At 37.7% G+C, this 17,305-nt stretch carries 9 protein-coding genes; 6 read left to right on the top strand and 3 right to left on the bottom strand.

Translation table 11 applies throughout. The features are described from left to right. The first annotated feature begins 14 nt into the window (after positions 1–14). On the top strand, positions 15–1,319 hold the full coding sequence (locus PESP_RS09585) for a DUF4118 domain-containing protein (RefSeq protein WP_089347825.1): 1,305 nt from the start codon (positions 15–17) through the stop codon (positions 1,317–1,319). Then, entirely contained in the window at positions 1,312–1,980 is a 669-nt protein-coding gene (locus tag PESP_RS09580; protein ID WP_089347824.1) for a response regulator, read from the top strand. The genes PESP_RS09585 and PESP_RS09580 overlap by 8 nt, the downstream gene beginning before the upstream one ends. Positions 1,981–2,027: 47 nt before the next feature. On the opposite strand, the gene PESP_RS09575 is transcribed toward PESP_RS09580, so the two are convergent. Continuing rightward, positions 2,028–3,470 carry a sugar porter family MFS transporter gene (locus PESP_RS09575; protein WP_089347823.1) on the bottom strand — a complete coding sequence of 481 codons (1,443 nt, stop codon included), beginning with the start codon at positions 3,468–3,470 and terminating at the stop codon, positions 2,028–2,030. A 28-nt stretch (positions 3,471–3,498) separates the two neighbouring features. Next, positions 3,499–6,117 carry a glycoside hydrolase family 3 C-terminal domain-containing protein gene (locus tag PESP_RS09570; RefSeq protein ID WP_089347822.1) on the bottom strand — a complete coding sequence of 873 codons (2,619 nt, stop codon included), beginning with the start codon at positions 6,115–6,117 and terminating at the stop codon, positions 3,499–3,501. Positions 6,118–6,531: 414 nt separating this feature from the next. Here PESP_RS09570 and PESP_RS09565 point away from each other — a divergent pair, with 414 nt between their 5' ends. Continuing rightward, positions 6,532–9,540 (top strand): TonB-dependent receptor, encoded by a 3,009-nt coding sequence (locus tag PESP_RS09565; RefSeq protein WP_164504414.1) that lies wholly within the window; start codon positions 6,532–6,534, stop codon positions 9,538–9,540. A gap of 80 nt (positions 9,541–9,620) precedes the next feature. Beyond that, on the top strand, positions 9,621–11,132 hold the full coding sequence (locus PESP_RS09560) for a tryptophan halogenase family protein (protein WP_089347821.1): 1,512 nt from the start codon (positions 9,621–9,623) through the stop codon (positions 11,130–11,132). Positions 11,133–11,164: 32 nt separating this feature from the next. On the opposite strand, the gene PESP_RS09555 is transcribed toward PESP_RS09560, so the two are convergent. Then, positions 11,165–12,340, bottom strand: coding sequence for a helix-turn-helix domain-containing protein (locus tag PESP_RS09555; RefSeq protein WP_089347820.1), 1,176 nt, complete (start codon positions 12,338–12,340; stop codon positions 11,165–11,167). Between the two features lie 218 nt (positions 12,341–12,558). On the opposite strand from PESP_RS09555, the gene PESP_RS09550 reads away from it, so the two are divergent. After that, the gene (locus PESP_RS09550; protein WP_089347819.1) at positions 12,559–15,072 is read left to right on the top strand and encodes a glycoside hydrolase family 3 protein; all 2,514 of its coding nucleotides are present in this window, start codon (positions 12,559–12,561) and stop codon (positions 15,070–15,072) included. 73 nt (positions 15,073–15,145) lie between these two features. Further along, positions 15,146–16,870: a glycoside hydrolase family 9 protein gene (locus tag PESP_RS09545; protein WP_089347818.1), complete on the top strand. Its 1,725-nt coding sequence runs from the start codon at positions 15,146–15,148 to the stop codon at positions 16,868–16,870. The last annotated feature ends 435 nt before the right edge of the window (positions 16,871–17,305 follow it).

Here is a 17,305-nt window from a genome sequence, read left to right as displayed (position 1 = left end):
ATGGGAGTGCACAAATGGGTATTAATAGATGGCTTAAGCCGCTTTTATTAACAACAGTTGCGCCTATTTCTATTGTGTTGGCTATTTTTCCAGTTCGAGAGTGGCTAACGACCACCGACATTGTCATGCTGCAATTACTTTGGGTGGCATGGGTTGCGGTGCGTCAAAATGCGGCCTTAGCGGGGATTACAACGTTAGTTAGTGTGGCATGTACCGACTGGTTTTTTGTACTGCCGTACTTTACATTTCATATCGAAAAAATTGAATACTTAGTCACTTTTACTGTCATGCTTATAGTCGGCTTGATGATAAGCAAATTGGCGGGTGAGCTAAGTAAAAACGTTCGTGATACCCAGTTACATGCCAGCAATACACGATGTTTATATGAGTTAGCTAAGGCGCTTAATGGGCTTGATGATATAAACGCTCAGCGCCAAGTATTTACAACCTCGATTAAAGACCATCTAGGTATTACACTTCGTTGGAACAGTAATAGAATGGATAATAGAGAGTACTTTAATATCGAACAAAACACACAATGGGGCGGCTTTAGTTCAAATGCCGAACTTAGTCCTGAAAACCGTGCATTTATAGATACGGCACTGTCTTTGTTATTTCAGGTCCACGAAAACTCAAATCTTAGAAACCAGTCGGCATCGATGAAAGTACAAGCAGAGTTAGAACGTGCTAAAAACGCATTGCTGCGTAGTTTATCTCATGATCTACGCACGCCTTTGGCTACTATTATGGGCTCATCAAGCATGTTAGCTGATGAAAATATTGAGCTGAGTAAGGCATCAATTACGGAACAAGCAAAAAATATTTATGAGCAAAGTAAAATCTTAAATCAGCATTTTAATAAAGTGATGGAGCTTAGCCGAGTAAATAAAATAGGAGAGCAGCTAGCATGGCAATCTATCAACGTACATACACTTGTTACTGAGGCTAAAGCACGCAGGCAGCAGCAATTAAGCGGTTTTAACTTAGCGTTAGTCTTTGATAAAGCTGCTTGTTGTATAGGTGATATGACACTTTTAGAAATCGCGCTTGCGAATATATTCGAAAACGCGGCTCGTTTCGGTGATGGAGTGGCGACAGTGGGCTTTAATACTGAGCGAATTGATAATATAACGCATTATAAAATAGTGGTAGGTAACCTCATAGTTGCTCATCCAAGCAGTTCGGATGAAGGCGTTGGGCTTGGTAGCGTAATTTGCGATGTAGTTGCGCAGTTTCATCAAGGTGAATTTGTATTAGCTATTGATGAGCTGACCCAAGTAGCCACAGCAATACTTAGCTGGGGTGCAAAGAATGATTAATGTATTGGTGCTAGAGGACTCACCTGCACTGCAAAGTTTTTTAAAAACATTACTAGGTGCCAGTGGCTACAACGTATCAATTAGTGCGAAAGGGCTTGATGGTTTTTCATTAATGAGTGAGCAAAGCTTTGACTTAGTGTTACTTGATTTGGGATTGCTTGATATGGATGGACAGGCCTGGTTACTTGAAGTACGACAATGGAGCCAAATACCAATATTAGTGCTTTCGGCTCGCGATGGCGAGGTGGAAAAGGTTACAGCCCTTGATAATGGGGCAAACGATTATATAACAAAACCTTTTAGTGCGAACGAACTTCTGGCAAGAATGCGTGTGCTATTAAGATTAAATACACAGCCCAGTTTGGCACTGCAATGCGGAAACATCATTATAGATCCGCATAAGCACATAGTTACGCTTAACAGCAGCGATGTAAAGCTCACTAATAAAGAATATAAAATTTTACTTATGTTGTTTCAAAATAAAGATAAAGTGCTTACTCATAATGCTATTTTAAGTCAGGTATGGGGGGAGCAATACATTAACAGACCTGAGTATATACGTGTACATGTAGCGCAACTAAGACAAAAACTTGAGGTAAACCCTGCAAGCCCTATTCATATCTTAACTGAGCCAGCGGTAGGTTATAGATTAGTTGGGTAGGCACTAAAAAATTATCGCCCTAAATTTAGCTATTTAGGACGATAAAGCTATACGTTTTCTAGCTTTGTTCCTTTGGTTTCTGTTAATAAGTAAATAACAAAAAGTACTGATATAAAAGCAAAAAATGCATAGAGCGAATACGCGAGAGCAAGCCCTCCACCGGCTAGCAATATAGGAAAGGTCATAGTAACTAAAAAGTTAGCCAGCCATTGAGCAAGCCCTGCAACCCCTAAACCTAATCCTCTCATGTTATTTGGAAATATCTCGCCGAGCATTACCCACATTACAGGGCCCCATGAAAGGTTAAAAAAGAACACATACAAATTGGCTTGTACAAGTGCAGTAAAGCCCCAGTCGCCAAGTTGTAATTGTCCTTGAGGGTCTATAGTGCCGTTAGAAAATGCGACAACTAAACCAATGAGCGAGAAGGTCATGCCCATTGACCCAATCAGCAAAAAGGGCTTTCGGCCTAATTTATCAATAAGCGATAAAGTAATAAAACAGGCAATTAAGCTAATTACGCCACTAATAATATTGATTAAAAGTGCATCTGATTCTGAGAAACCAACGGCTTGCCATAATATAGCGCCATAGTAAAATACCACGTTAATACCGACTAGTTGCTGTAATGTTGCAAGCCCAATTGCAATATAAACGACTGGTTTAAGCTTGAATGTGTTTGTTTGTAATAAGTTACTTATTTTTGTTTTTTCGCTATTACCTAATGACTGCCTGATTTCTTCCCACATTGATTTGGCGTTTTTAGCACCGAATAACTGCGATAAAATTTTCATTCCTGCTTGTTGTTTATTTTTCATTGCTAAATAGCGCGGGCTTTCTGGAATAAAAAATAAAGTGACTAAAAAAATAGTTGCAGGGATTAATTCTATCCAAAACATCCATCGCCACGTATCAAAGCCTGACCAAAGAACTTCGGTTGAGTTCCCAGATATTTGTACGAGTAAATAGTTACTTAAAAAAGAGCAAAATAATCCTAAAATAATAGCAATTTGCTGAATAGAAGTAAGCGTACCACGTAAACGTGCCGGGGCTATTTCACTTATATAAGCGGGCGTTAGTATTGAAGCTGCTCCTACCGCCAAGCCGCCAATTAAGCGATAAATTATAAATTCCCCCGACGATCCTGCAATGCCTGAGCCCCAGGCACTGATGATAAAAAGAACAGCAGTTGCAAGTAATACCTTTTTACGACCAAAATGATCGGCGCTTTTACCTGCTATTAATGCACCAATAGCGCAGCCTAGCAGCATACTCGCTACATTAAAGCCGGTTACTACACTATCAGAGTTAAAGGCACCTTTAAGTCCATCAACTGTGCCATTAATTACACCGCTATCAAAACCAAATAAAAATCCACCAATCGCAGCTACGCACGCGATAAAAAATATACGTAATAAGTTCTCGCTTTCGTTATTCTCTAATTCAATAGATTCACCACTAAGTGTGGGATCTGTTGCTGTATTTTCCATTTTATTATTCCTAGATTTTTATTATTTTTTATAAAACAATGTTAGACACTGTAAATTTATCTTTTGGTATTTTAATACCTTGCCCAGAACCCACCGTTACAATTAAGCGTCCTTTGTACGCAACAGCAATACCTTGCTCATTGATATAAGTGAGTTTATTTTTAGGAATTGTAAATTGGACGTCGTTTTGTGCTTTGTTTTTAAGAGTAACGTGCTTAAAATTCACTAATTGTTTATTAGGTGTCCTAATTGGCGCGTCGGGCATAGAAATATAAACTTGAGCAACATCGTCAGCTGTAAAACTGCTTTGGTTAGCGATTGTTGTTGTTAGGTTTAAATCGCCAGTGTCTGCGTTTATTGAATGACGTGTGTTTTTGTATTTAAAGTCTGCGTAACTTAAGCCGTAACCAAATGGGTAAAGTACTTCATCTTCATAATATTTGTATGTACGGTTTTGCATTGAGTAGTTTTTAAAGTCAGGTAAATCTGAAACTGATTTATAAAAGGTGATAGGCAATTTACCTGATGGGCTAAAGTCGCCGTAAAGTAAACCAGCTAGCGCGCTTCCTGCTGCCTCACCTGGATAGAAGCCCTGAACAATAGCGTCTATATTTTCGTTCTCCCAATTTAATGCCATTGCACTACCGCTCATATTTACAAGTACGATAGGTTTACCGGTCTGCTTTAGCTTTTTAAGTAAATTAAGTTGGCTTTTAGGTAAATTAATATTGGTTCGATCTCCGTGAGAAAACCCTTCAATTTGCAGTGGCATTTCTTCACCTTCAAGATTGGCACTAATACCGCCTACAAATACAATAACATCCGCTTCATTGGCATTGATCAGCGCTTGTTGAGTAAGGTTTTGAGGGTTTTTCAACCAGCCTAAACTCGCTGTTGGGTTAATAACGTTGCTATGCCAAAAATGATTGAATTTAGCTTGTGCAGTTAATATATATTCTTCATTTTTATTAAGCGTTATAGCGCCATTAACAGTTTTACCATTAAGTGTAAAACTTATATTGGTGGCTTTAAAATAGTATTGTGCAGTTTGCTCAGGTTTAATTATTCCGTCCCATTTAACAGCAAATTCTTGCTCAATAGAGTTGTCGATAGGGGAGCGTTCCCAGCTAAAATCGATATTCTTATCTATTTGTCGTTTAGCTGGTTGACGGTCAAAATTACTCGCTGGGTAATACTGGGCAATTAATCCTGGCTGCATTTGATTATTATGATCTAGATGAAAAAAATGCTTTGCCTCAATAGGTTGGTAATGTGTATAAACCTCACCGGTAATGCTTGAGCCTGCAGAATACGTAAGTTTATTTTTACCTAGGCGTTTTTCTAATGCGTATTTAGGAGTAATAGGTTTGATAGGTGTGCCGTTGTAATTTCCTAATAAAATAGCGGTGTTATTTGCATTCGGGCCAATTAACGCAATTTTTTCGTTACCTTTTAAAGGCAGCAATTGTTTATTTTTAAGTAATACTAATGATTTTTGAGCGGCTTCTTCGGTGAGTTTTAAATGTTCTGCAGATCCAACTAACGTCATCGGTTTTTTAGAAAAAGGCACATTGTTAGCATCATCAAACATTCCTAATTTAAAGCGCGCATACATAAGGCGTTTTAATGCTAGATCTATATCACTTTCTTCAACTAATCCTTCTTGTACGGCCTGAGTTAAATAACTATAGGTATTACCATGATGATCACCGCAATTTAAATCGGTTCCTGTTTTAAGCGCCATCGCTGCAGCTTGTGCTTCTGTACTGACTATATTGTGTGATTTTACGTCGTAAAAATCGGCAATAGCGCCACAGTCAGACACGATGTAGCCCTTAAAATTAAATTCATCACGTAATTTATTTTGAATTAACTCGTTGTTACCACAAGCCGGCGTGCCATTTACGCTGTTATATGCACACATTACTGATGCTACATCCGTTTGTGCTATTACATCTTTAAATGCGGGTAAATAGGTTTCTGCTAAATCTTTTTTAGATGCAGTGTAGTCGTCACTGTGCCTTGAAACCTCCGGGCCGCTATGTACTGCATAATGCTTAAGTGTTGCTACAGATTTTAAATACTTAGAGTTATCACCTTGTAAGCCGTTAATAAAATTAACCGCAATACGGGTTGTTAAATAAGGGTCTTCACCGTAGGTTTCTTGACCACGGCCCCATCGTGGATCTCTAAAAATATTTATGTTTGGCGACCAATATGTCAGCCCTGTATACATTGAGTGGTTATTTTCATTTAAAAAGGCATGATGCTTTGCTCTGCCTTCGTCAGAAATAGCCGTACCAACTCTTAATATTAAATCTTCATCAAATGTGGCAGCAAGACCAATCGCCTGAGGAAAAACAGTTGCTTTACCGGCTCTTGCTACACCGTGAAGCGCTTCGTTCCACCAATTATATTTTGGAATATTTAAGCGCTCAATCGCGGGGGTTTTATCAAATAGTTGGGCTACTTTCTCTTCTAATGTTAAGCGATTTACTAAGTCATTTACGCGCTCGTCAGTTGTTGCCGCTTCATTTAAATAAAGTGGTGTATCTGTACCTGTATTTGATTGTTTATGGGGCGCACAACTAACTAAAGTAGCGATTGCTGTAAGTGCAATAAAACCTTTTATATCTCTGTTAACCATTGTTATTAACTCTTTATGGGTGTGTGATAAAAATAAATTAGCAGAGGTTATTATTAGAGTCGTCTAAGGGTAAGATTAATATAAATTTGAACGTTTAAATGGACGTATTTACGTAAGTTCATACTTTCATTCCCTAAATAATAGGTATTGCGCTGCAAATACGTGTTAATTACTATTTAACAGTATGATTTTCAGTCCCGATGTATTAATCCATTTATAAAAACTAGATATGTATAAATAACCAAAGTGGCTCAATAAAGCGTTCAAATAGCGGTATGTGTGGTTATTTGGGCGATTTTTGCCTTTAATTTTATTAAACCTATACCTGCACGATAACCACATACACAAAAAAGACAGGATAAGAATTTTAAGTGCTACGTGAGTAGTCTTTAAATTCTGATTGGGGAAATAAGAATGAAGAACATAAAACAGAGCCGTAAATTTAATTTGTCGATAATTGCCTCTGCAATTATTGCATCACCATTTTCTTGTAATGTATTTGCAGCACAAGAAGAAGCCGCAGTAAAACCTGATGAAGATAATATAGAAATTGTGATTGTAGAAGGGACACGCTCAAATCTAATTAATGCCCAAAATATGAAGCGAGAAGGCGAAACAGTACTCGATGCTATCTCAGCAAAAGATATTGGGTCTTTACCAGATCGAAGTGTACTTGAGGCAATTACCCGTTTACCGGGAGTGTCTATTGAACGCTTTGCAGCTGCAAATGATCCAGATCATTATGGTGTTGAAGGCAGCGGTGTTGTTGTTCGTGGATTAACACATACACGCAGTGAATTTAACGGCCGTGACACTTTTACTGCAGATTCAGGGCGAGGATTAAGTTTTCAAGATGTACCGCCAGAATTAATGGGGTCAGTTGAATTATTTAAAAACCAATCGGCAGATATGATTGAAGGCGGTATAGCTGGTACCGTCAATTTGGTTACACGTAAACCTTTTGATGCCGACGGCCGAGTAATCGCTTTTACTTTAGATGGAACATATAGCGAATTTGCAGATGAAACAACACCGTCATATTCTGGTTTATATAGCGATATATTTGATTTAGATAATGGCAGACTCGGCGTATTAGTAAATTATTCAAACTCTAAACTAAAAGCGCAGTCAGACGGTACACAAATAGGACGTTACGAAGAGCAAAATGAACTTGTTAATGGGCAAGCTGTATTTGTGCCTCGTACTACGCGTTTAACCCGAAAAGAAGATGACAGAAATAGAGAAGGTTTTGCAGGAGCACTACAGTTTGAAAATGAAAGTAAAACGCTTTTAGCTACAGCCCAATTTATTCGCTCTGATTCGTCACTAGCGTGGACTGAACACGCTATAGAAATGGCCGATGATGCTGTTATTAATGATTTAATGGCTCTTGAAGGTACTGAGTTTGATATTACTGACCAAGGGCTTTTTGAGTCGGGTTTTATTACATCAAATGCAGGTTGGCGTGGTAATGATGCGCAGCGTCAACCACCAGGTGAATTTGGTGCACAACATGCGATGATCACACGTTTTAGAGATCAAGATAACGTAGTGGACGATTACGGTTTTAATCTTAAGTATCGACCTAACGATACATGGTCGTTTAATTTTGACGCTCAATATGTAGAGTCTACATCAGAGATTTTTGATTTTTCTGTTATGGGCGCAACTCGCGCTGTAATTGGTATTGAACAAAACGGCACAGAGTTACCTGATATTACTTTACTTGACCCAGCAAATAGAGGCGATGCAGGATTTTTTACCGATCCTCATAACTATTTTTGGCGCAGTGCAATGGATCACATATCTGATAATGATGGTAAAGAAGTTGCCTTTGCAGGTGATACACAATACACATTTGATAGTGGCTTTTTTACTAGCGTAAAAGTTGGTGCTCGTTATGCTAAGCGAGAGCAAACTACACGTCAGTCTACTTTTAATTGGGGATGGCTGTCTGAGGCGTGGGCAGGTAATGGCAGTGCATGGTTTGATGCGCAAGGCGACGAGCTAGGTGCTAGTTTAGGCGATAGTTATGAGGAAGTAACTTTTGATAACTTCGCCAGAGGCGGGGTATTAAATGTTGCCTCAGAGGGAGCATTTTTGTTTCCTAAAGAGTCATTTGTAAAAGACTATAATAATGCAGAATCTGCCTTTGCTTCTTTATCACCAAATTGGCAACGTTTGTCGAGCAGAGACGGCGCGATTGGAGATTTTTTAAATAACGAAATTAATGAAACGTCTGAGGTGAATAATGCGTTTTATATTAAAGGTAATTTTGAAGGTGAATTAGGTGACATGTTTTATAGCGGCAACGTGGGCCTACGCTATGTAAAAATAAAAAACGAAACAGATGGCTTTTTAACATTCCCAGATACCGTTGGCGATATTAACGATGCATCCGATCCCGATAATTTTTTACCCTCGGATCAAGCGGCCTTTGGCAATGCAGGATTTACAGAGCAAACTGCAAACAGCGAATACACAAATATACTGCCTAGCTTAAATGTAAAATTAAACTTGAAAGATGATTTAATTTTACGCTTTGGCTTTTCAGAAGCTATAGCACTGCCGGCTTTAGGAAACCTAAGAAACTTTGTAAAAATCACGCCTGAAGACTTAGTGATCACCTACGATGAAAGCTCAGATGAAAGACAAATTCAAGACGCACGCTATTCACGCTATACAGCTAACTCGGGAAATCCATTTTTAAAACCAATGGAGTCGTACAACTACGATTTAGCGCTAGAATGGTATTTCTCTGAAGGAGTGGGTTCACTTACATCATCATTCTTTTATAAAGATATGAGTAATTATTTTATTAATGGCTCAGTAGATAGAGAGTTTGCTAATAATGGTGCTACTCAGGTAGTACAAGTAAACGGTGCTACAAATGGTGATGAAGGTTCTGTGCAAGGTTTTGAGCTGGCTTACCAGCAGTTTTATGACTTTTTACCTGGTTCCTTTAGTGGTATCGGGATGCAGTTTAACTATACCTATATTGAAGAAGAAGGATCACCAAATGCAGGGTTATCACCAGATAAGCCTGATTCAACAGAAGGCGCCGATGTTGCATTTGATGGATTGCCTCTTGAGGGGCTTTCTAAAGACAACATAAACATTGTAGCTATGTACGAAAAATATGGCATAAATGCACGCTTAGCTTATAACTGGCGCTCTGAATATTTGCTAACCAGTAAAGATGTAATAACTCAATTACCTATCTATAACGAGGCGGGTGGTCAGCTTGATGGTTCTGTATTTTATAATCTAACGGACTCATTTCAAATTGGCTTACAAGGTACCAATCTAACAAACGAAGTGGCGCGTACTTCTATGCAAATAGACAACGATAATAATCGTATATCACGGTCTTGGTTTGCCAGCGAACGTCGATTTAGTATTATTTTAAAAGGTAACTTTTAATAAATACCATTAGTACATAAATAAACGCTATGACTGCTTATTTAGCAGTCATAGCGTTTTGTTATATAAGGTAATGAAAAATGAGTGATTCAAGAATTAAGTCTATTGTTATAGTCGGTGGTGGGTCAGCAGGATGGATGAGTGCCTCGGCGTTGGCTAAAGTTATTGGCTGTGATAATTATAGCATTACACTTGTTGAATCTAGCGAGATAGGCACTGTGTCGGTAGGTGAGGCTACTATTCCGCAAATTCAGCTATTCAATACAATACTCGATATTGATGAATCTGAGTTTATTCGCTCTACAAATGCAACGTTTAAACTAGGTATTGAGTTTATAGATTGGAAGGAAAAGGGGCATCGCTATTTTCATCCTTTTGGAAATTACGGTACTAATATGGAGGCGCTGCCTTTTCATCACTTTTGGTTGAAAATGCAAGGTGACCCAAAATTTAAAAAAACTTCTAACTTATCTAACTACTCACTGGCATCGGTAGGTGCTTACGCCAACAAATTTATGCACCCGTCTACCCAGCAAAATACACCGCTAGCAGGTATTAATTATGCCTACCACTTTGATGCAACCCTTTATGCTAAATTTTTAAGTAAATACGCGATAAATAAAGGTGTTAAGCGTATTGAAGGTCAGGTTGATGAAGTAAAAACCAACCCTGTAACAGGAATGATAGAGTCGTTAGTGTTAAACGATAACACGGTACTCAGCGGTGATTTATTTATTGATTGCTCAGGTTTTAAAGGATTGCTAATTGAGCAAGCACTTAAAACAGGCTACGAAGATTGGACCCATTTACTTCCTTGTAATAAAGCGGTTGCAGCGCCTTGTTTATCTACAAAATCACTAAACCCTTATACACAGTCTACGGCGCAGAGTGTGGGCTGGACTTGGCGAATACCGCTGCAAAACAGAGTAGGTAATGGGTTTGTGTATTCAAGCGAGTTTATGGATGACGATAAAGCGCAGAGTTTATTATTAAACACACTGGAATCAAGCCCTCTAAATGATATAAATGGCTTACAGTGGGTTACAGGTATGCGTAAAAAAAGTTGGAATAAAAACTGTATTGCTATTGGTTTATCGGCAGGCTTTGTTGAACCACTTGAATCTACAGGGTTACATTTAATTCAGTCGGCTATTGCAAAACTGATGACGTTGTTCCCAAGTAAAGCTTTTACGCAGTGCGATATTGACTTGTTTAATCAGCAAACTGAAACAGAGTATCATCGTATTCGCGATTTTATTATTTTGCATTATAAGTTAACAAATCGCGATGATAGTGAATTTTGGCGTTATTGTAAAAACATAGAAATGCCAGATTCGTTAAAACAAAAAATAGATATGTTTAGTGAAAACGGGCGTATTTTTAGACATGACAACGAGTTATTTAACGAAACATCTTGGCTTGCTGTTATGCACGGACAAGGCATTAAACCTAAAAGCTACCACCCACTAGTTGATAGACTAAGCCATGATGAAATAGAGCGTAGACTAAAAAATATTGAATTAGTAATTAGTCGCTCAGCAAATGTAATGCCCGATCATCAGGCGTATATTTTAAAAAATTATACGCCATAATGCATTGTTGTAGAGAGTTGTAAGCGGACAATCTAAGCTTTTGCTTGGCGTTCCCAATGCTCTTTTCTAAATTGAGTGGGTGTTATACCCACTAGTTTTTTAAAAAATGTATTAAAAGTCGCTTTGCTGTTAAACCCTGCTTTATCCATAATGTCCAACATGGTCACTGTTTTATTTTCTTCTAAAAGTAGCAGCCGTTTACTTTCTTCAATTCTGTAGTGATTTATAAACTCAAAAAAGTTTTTACCAAAGTGCCTATTAATTATTGATGAAAGGCTTCTTGACCCCATTCCTAATTGGCTTGCTAGGTTATCTAGTGTGAGTAAATGGTTTAAATAAGGCTTGTTTTTTAGCAAGTAACTTTCAATTTTTTGTATTTTTTCGGGTTCAAAAACCTCTGGCAATTTACTTTGTTCGGTAGTGAGTGTGTCGTCAATACCTTGGAATATTCTTGAATGACCTGCACTAAAAAATATTAGGCTCGTTATTAATAAAAGTACCGCGTAGTTAGAGGTAAGCCCTAATAGTTCGTGATCGACAATTATCCCAATGTCATAAGACATAATAATGCCAAGCGAGACAAATATTGCATTTAAATGAACTACTAAAAAGCCAATAACTAAGACTTTTAACCAAGTCAGATCGACACTTTCTAGTTCTGCAAATTCATTTTTGATATTTTTTTGATATTTTTGTAATTCTAAAAAGCATAAAACACTGATAGAAAAACGAAAACATTCCCGAGAAAAATAAATTATACGATCAACGATAGGTGTAGTTTCAATGGTACCGTTCTGGAGTGCATCTAATTTAACGCTGTTGTCGAGCATAAGCCAATCTAGTGTGAAATAGATGGCATAAAGTATAAAAGGAATAAAATACAGTGCGTCAATTTTTTTAACTTCATAATTTTTATTAACTAACGATTTTATATAGAGCAAAAGTAGCGGGACTTCTAACCAAAATGCTAAGCCGAATGTATAAAACAAATTTGGCGATAAATTTAATGCAAAAGGTCTAAATGCTTCACCAAAGTTTATAAGATTATCCATAGGGATAGCGGCTTGAGCTAATAAAAAGCAGGCAAGTAGGCAGTTACTTAATTTATTCCCTTTTTTCAATGTGATTAAAAATACGCTAAACGATAAGCATATAAACATGGTAAAAATTAAAGCGAGATCGTGAGTGTTAAAAAGTACTTCTTTCACAATTTAATACACCTTTATTAAAATTCTTATTTGGCACATCTGTGTCATTCGTGTGGGTATGTATTATCGAACAAGTTTAAATATTTAAAACAGTTTTAGCGTTCAAATAAAGTGTATTACGTGTATTAGAACGCCTAGAACCTCTATTTGAACGACATTATAGTGTATCTGTAATAAAACTATTCGTCACACTAACAAAGTATCAGGTTATCAATTTAATGAAAAATATTTATTCTTCATTTGTTTTAGGCTCATTTTTGAGCATGTCATGCTCAGCTGCATTTGCTAAAAATGATATTACGCTATGGCCAAAACAAAAACCCGCAATAGAAAAAAATGCATCGCTAGAAGCTGACATTACACGCTTAATAAATAAAATGTCGCTTGAACAAAAAGTCGGTCAAATGGTTCAAGCAGAAATAACATGGGTCACTCCGCAAGATGTAAAAAAATACCATTTAGGATCGGTTTTAAATGGAGGGGGTACATTTTTGCATAATGACCGCAATGCAAGTGTGTCTGATTGGGTGTCGTTTATGGATGAGTTGTACTTAGCCTCAATGGATACATCCGCTGGTGGTTTAGCTATTCCTGTTACGTATGGTATTGATGCCGTACATGGAAATAATAAATTTATTGGCGCTACTTTATATCCTCATAATATTGGTTTGGGTGCAGCCCATAACCCAGCGTTAATTCATAAAATTGGTGAAGCAACAGCAAAAGAAGTCCTCCTTGCAGGAATCGATTGGACCTTTGCACCTACATTGGCAGTTGCCAGAGATGATCGGTGGGGGCGAACCTATGAAAGCTACTCTGAAGACTCAGAGATAGTTGCTTTGTATTCAAAAGAAATGATTGAAGGACTGCAAGGTAAAGTAAACACACCTAACTTTTTAGATGACGACCATATCTATTCTACCGCTAAGCATTGGGTAGGCGATGGTGGTACTTATCAAGGGATTGATCAAGGCGATAATAGAGAAACTGAAAAAGATTTAATTAAAAATCATGCTGCGGCTTATTTTCCGGCTATAAAAGCGGGTGTACAAAGTATTATGGCCTCGCATAATATGTGGAATGGACTGCGTTTACATGGCAGTAAATACCTGCTTACGGATGTGTTAAAAACTCGACTCGGTTTTGATGGCTTTATAGTAGGCGATTGGAATTCGCATAGTAAAATACCTGGCTGTACTAATGATAGCTGTCCACAGGCTGTAAATGCTGGGCTTGATATGTTTATGGTAGTCGAAGACTGGAAAGCTTTTATAGGTAATACTATAGAGCAAGTTGAAAATGGCATTATTCCCATTGAACGTATTGACGATGCAGTTAGGCGTATTTTACGAGTAAAAATACGTTCGGGGCTATTCAATAAAGGACTTCCATCAAAGCGTAAATACGCAAACCAAAAACAATTATTAGGTGCTCCTGAACACAAGGCGATTGCAAGGCAAGCTGTACGAGAGTCTTTAGTGCTGCTGAAAAACAATAATAATTTGTTACCGCTTAGCCCAAATAGTAAAGTTTTAGTTGCTGGTGACGGCGCTGATAATATGAGTAAGCAAACTGGCGGTTGGACGATTAATTGGACTGGTGAGGGTAATGTAAAGTCTGATTTTCCTGGGGGAACGTCAATTTTTGATGGTATTGAGCAGGTGGTAAACAAAGCCGGTGGTAAGGCTGTATTAAGCCCTGATGGAAGCTTTGATGAAAAACCCGATGTAGCTATTGTTGTATTTGGTGAAAACCCATACGCAGAGTGGATTGGTGACTTGAAATCAATAGCTTATCAGGCTCACTCTCATCGTGACGCTAAATTAATCGAGTCATTAAAATCAAAGGGCATAAAAGTGGTATCTGTATTTTTATCTGGCCGGCCACTTTGGGTTAATAGAGAAATCAATGCATCTGATTCGTTTGTTGCTGCATGGCTTCCAGGTAGTGAAGGCGTAGGTGTAGCTGACGTGTTATTTACCAATAAAAAAGGAAATATCGAGTATGACTTCAAAGGTAAGCTTTCTTTTTCATGGCCTAAATACGCGTCGCAAGTTGTATTAAATAGATTCGATAAACCTTACGACCCATTATTTGCTTATGGATTTGGTTTAACTTACAAGGATAATGTAAATCTTGGTAAGTTAAATACTCACAATGATTTTGTATTTGAAGTACCCACTAATACACCCTATGTAATTATGCAGGGGAGGGCAAAAGGTGATTGGAACTATCAATTGCAAACAGAGCAAGAAACAAAGGATATCCAAACTCCGGTCGGTAAAATTCAAGGCTTAAGTATGATTGAAGCTGACAAGGAAATTCAAGGAGACGCTAAAGAATTCACTTGGACTGGCAGTAATCATGCATCTGCATTAATTAGCTCAACATGGTACAGAGAAGATTTATCGCAGTACTTAATCAATAAAAGTGCCTTAACATTCGATGTGCGTGTAGAAGCCTACCCAGAAAAAACGTTAAATGTTCAAATGGGCTGTGGTAAAAGCAAGTGTGGTTCGTTTGACATAGCGCCAATTCTTAAAGAATTTAAATTAAGTACATGGCACAAAGTATCGATAGATTTATTGTGTTTTGCTAATAAGGGAGTTGAATTTGAACGCTCTAGTGCGCCATTTGTTTTATCAAGTGAAGGCGCAGCTAAAGTACGGGTTGCTAATGTTCAATTTGAGCCTAAAGCAAAAGAAACAGCTAATATAAAATGTGGTGAATAAATGTCGCAGGGTGCATATAAGTGCACCCTTGTTGTATTTTCGTTTAAATTTAAGCACATAAGGAAAGGGCATTATGAAAAATGTTGTTTTAAAATTAACGTTAATCACTGTGTTTTTTTTTAGCGCATGCTCGGCGGTAGTAAAAGGCGATTTTAGTAAACTGAGCACAGAGTCATCTAATCAAAAAATAGCAGTTAATCAGCTTGGTTATTTAGTTAATAGCGAAAAAATAGCAATAGTGCCAAATGTAACCGCAACTACTTATGATTTAGTGGATGTAAATACCAATAAAGTAATACGTAGTGGCCATCTATCGCACGCTAAAATGTGGGATAACGCAGGGAATGACACATTTAAACACGCTGATTTTACAGATATTGTAACACCAGGAAATTACCTTTTACGTGTAAAAGGAGTGAGAGATTCTGCCGTATTCTCGATTAATAATCATGTATATGACTCAGTTCATACAGCGGCGTTAAAATACTATTACTTAAATCGTTCAAGTATTGAAATAGAGAAAAAGTATGCAGGTATTTATGCGCGGCCTTTAGGGCATAAAGACGACGACGTGCTTTATCATTCATCAGCAGAGCAAGGTGATGACTTTAAAGCGAAAGAGGTGCAATCTCAAAAAGGCTGGTACGATGCGGGCGATTATGGCAAGTATGTTGTTAATTCTGGCATTGCAACTTACACATTACTTGCGGCATTTGAGCACTACCCTGAAGTGTATCAAAAGCAAATATTAAACATCCCAGAATCGTCAGATAATGTCCCTGATATTATAAACGAAGCACTATGGAATCTTGAATGGCTGATCACTATGCAAAGCAAAGATGGGGGTGTTTACCACAAACTCACAACGATAGAATGGCCAGGTTATGAAATGCCGCATGAAGATAAAAGAACGCGCTACCTGATTGGTAAAACTACAGCTGCTAGCCTTAATTTTGCCGCAACGCTATCAGCAGCAAGTCGAGTAATTGCTCCGTATTCCCCTAATAAAAGTAAACAGTATTTAGGCGCTGCAATTAAGGCGTGGAAGTACTCGCTTGAAAATCGAACCCAATATTATGAGCAACCCGCTGATGTTAAAAGCGGCGAGTATGGAGATAGCCAACTAAAAGATGAGTTTGCATGGGCTGCTGCAGAGTTATTTTTAACAACTAAAGATAATATTTTTTATAATTTTTACAAAGAGATAAATATTCATTATTCAGCTCCTTCATGGAGAAATGTATCGTATCTTTCTTTAAGCAGCTTACTGTTTAAGGCAAAAGATTTATTGAGTGAACAACAATACGAAGATCTTAAAATAAAGCAAAAGCACTTAGCTGATGTGTATTTAAAACAACATAAAAATAGCCCATATATTGTTGCGATGGAAAAGTCTGACTTTGTGTGGGGAAGTAATTCAGCAGCATTAAATAAAGCGATAGTTTTGCTACAAGCCGCTCAGTTAAATAATAATTCGCAGTACCTAAAGGCTGCGCAAGGGCTCGTTGATTACATTTTAGGACGCAACCCAACAGGGTATTCGTTTGTTACTGGTTTTGGTGATAAAACACCACAACACCCGCATCATCGGATTTCACAAAGTGATGGCATTACAGCTCCAGTACCAGGCATGTTAGTTGGCGGTCCACAAGCTGGGCAGCAGGATGAGTGTAATTATGATACCAACGAACCTGCAAAATCATACAGCGATAGCTGGTGCAGTTATTCAACGAACGAAGTGGCAATTAATTGGAATGCGCCACTTGTATATGTGCTGGGAGCGTTTGTTAGCCGGTGATACTTACTTGAAACTTTTTATAATAGCTATAATTCACCTGGCATAAAGCTTTAGCTTTCCAGTTGTGTTCAATAGTAGGTGATGTGTTTCCATATTTTACGCTAGTAGAAGTAGAGCAGATAACTTAGAGCTGTCATTCCCTGTTGTGCTTCGTTTATACATTGCTATACAATCATATAATTTTACTTTTAATCATCAAGGGTAGGGGTCTAACCTTGAGGAAGATTAAATAGCTAAAAAAGTGGTTTGGGCGCTTGGGCACAAGTTTGGGCCCAAATCGAAAAAAACTGGAATTTTTAGGATGATCTTTTGAGGCTTGCCTCTCATTATTTTAAAATTTTGAATACAAAATAATAAAAAAATAAGAATTTAATTTTTAGCAAAAAATTAAACGAGTAGATTGAATAGGATTGTTTAACTTTTTGAAATATAGAG

The organism is Pseudoalteromonas espejiana DSM 9414 (assembly GCF_002221525.1).
GTDB classification, from domain to species: domain Bacteria; phylum Pseudomonadota; class Gammaproteobacteria; order Enterobacterales; family Alteromonadaceae; genus Pseudoalteromonas; species Pseudoalteromonas espejiana.
The sequence above is the reverse complement of the archived record's forward strand: the minus strand, read 5'-3'. Positions and strand labels throughout refer to the sequence as shown.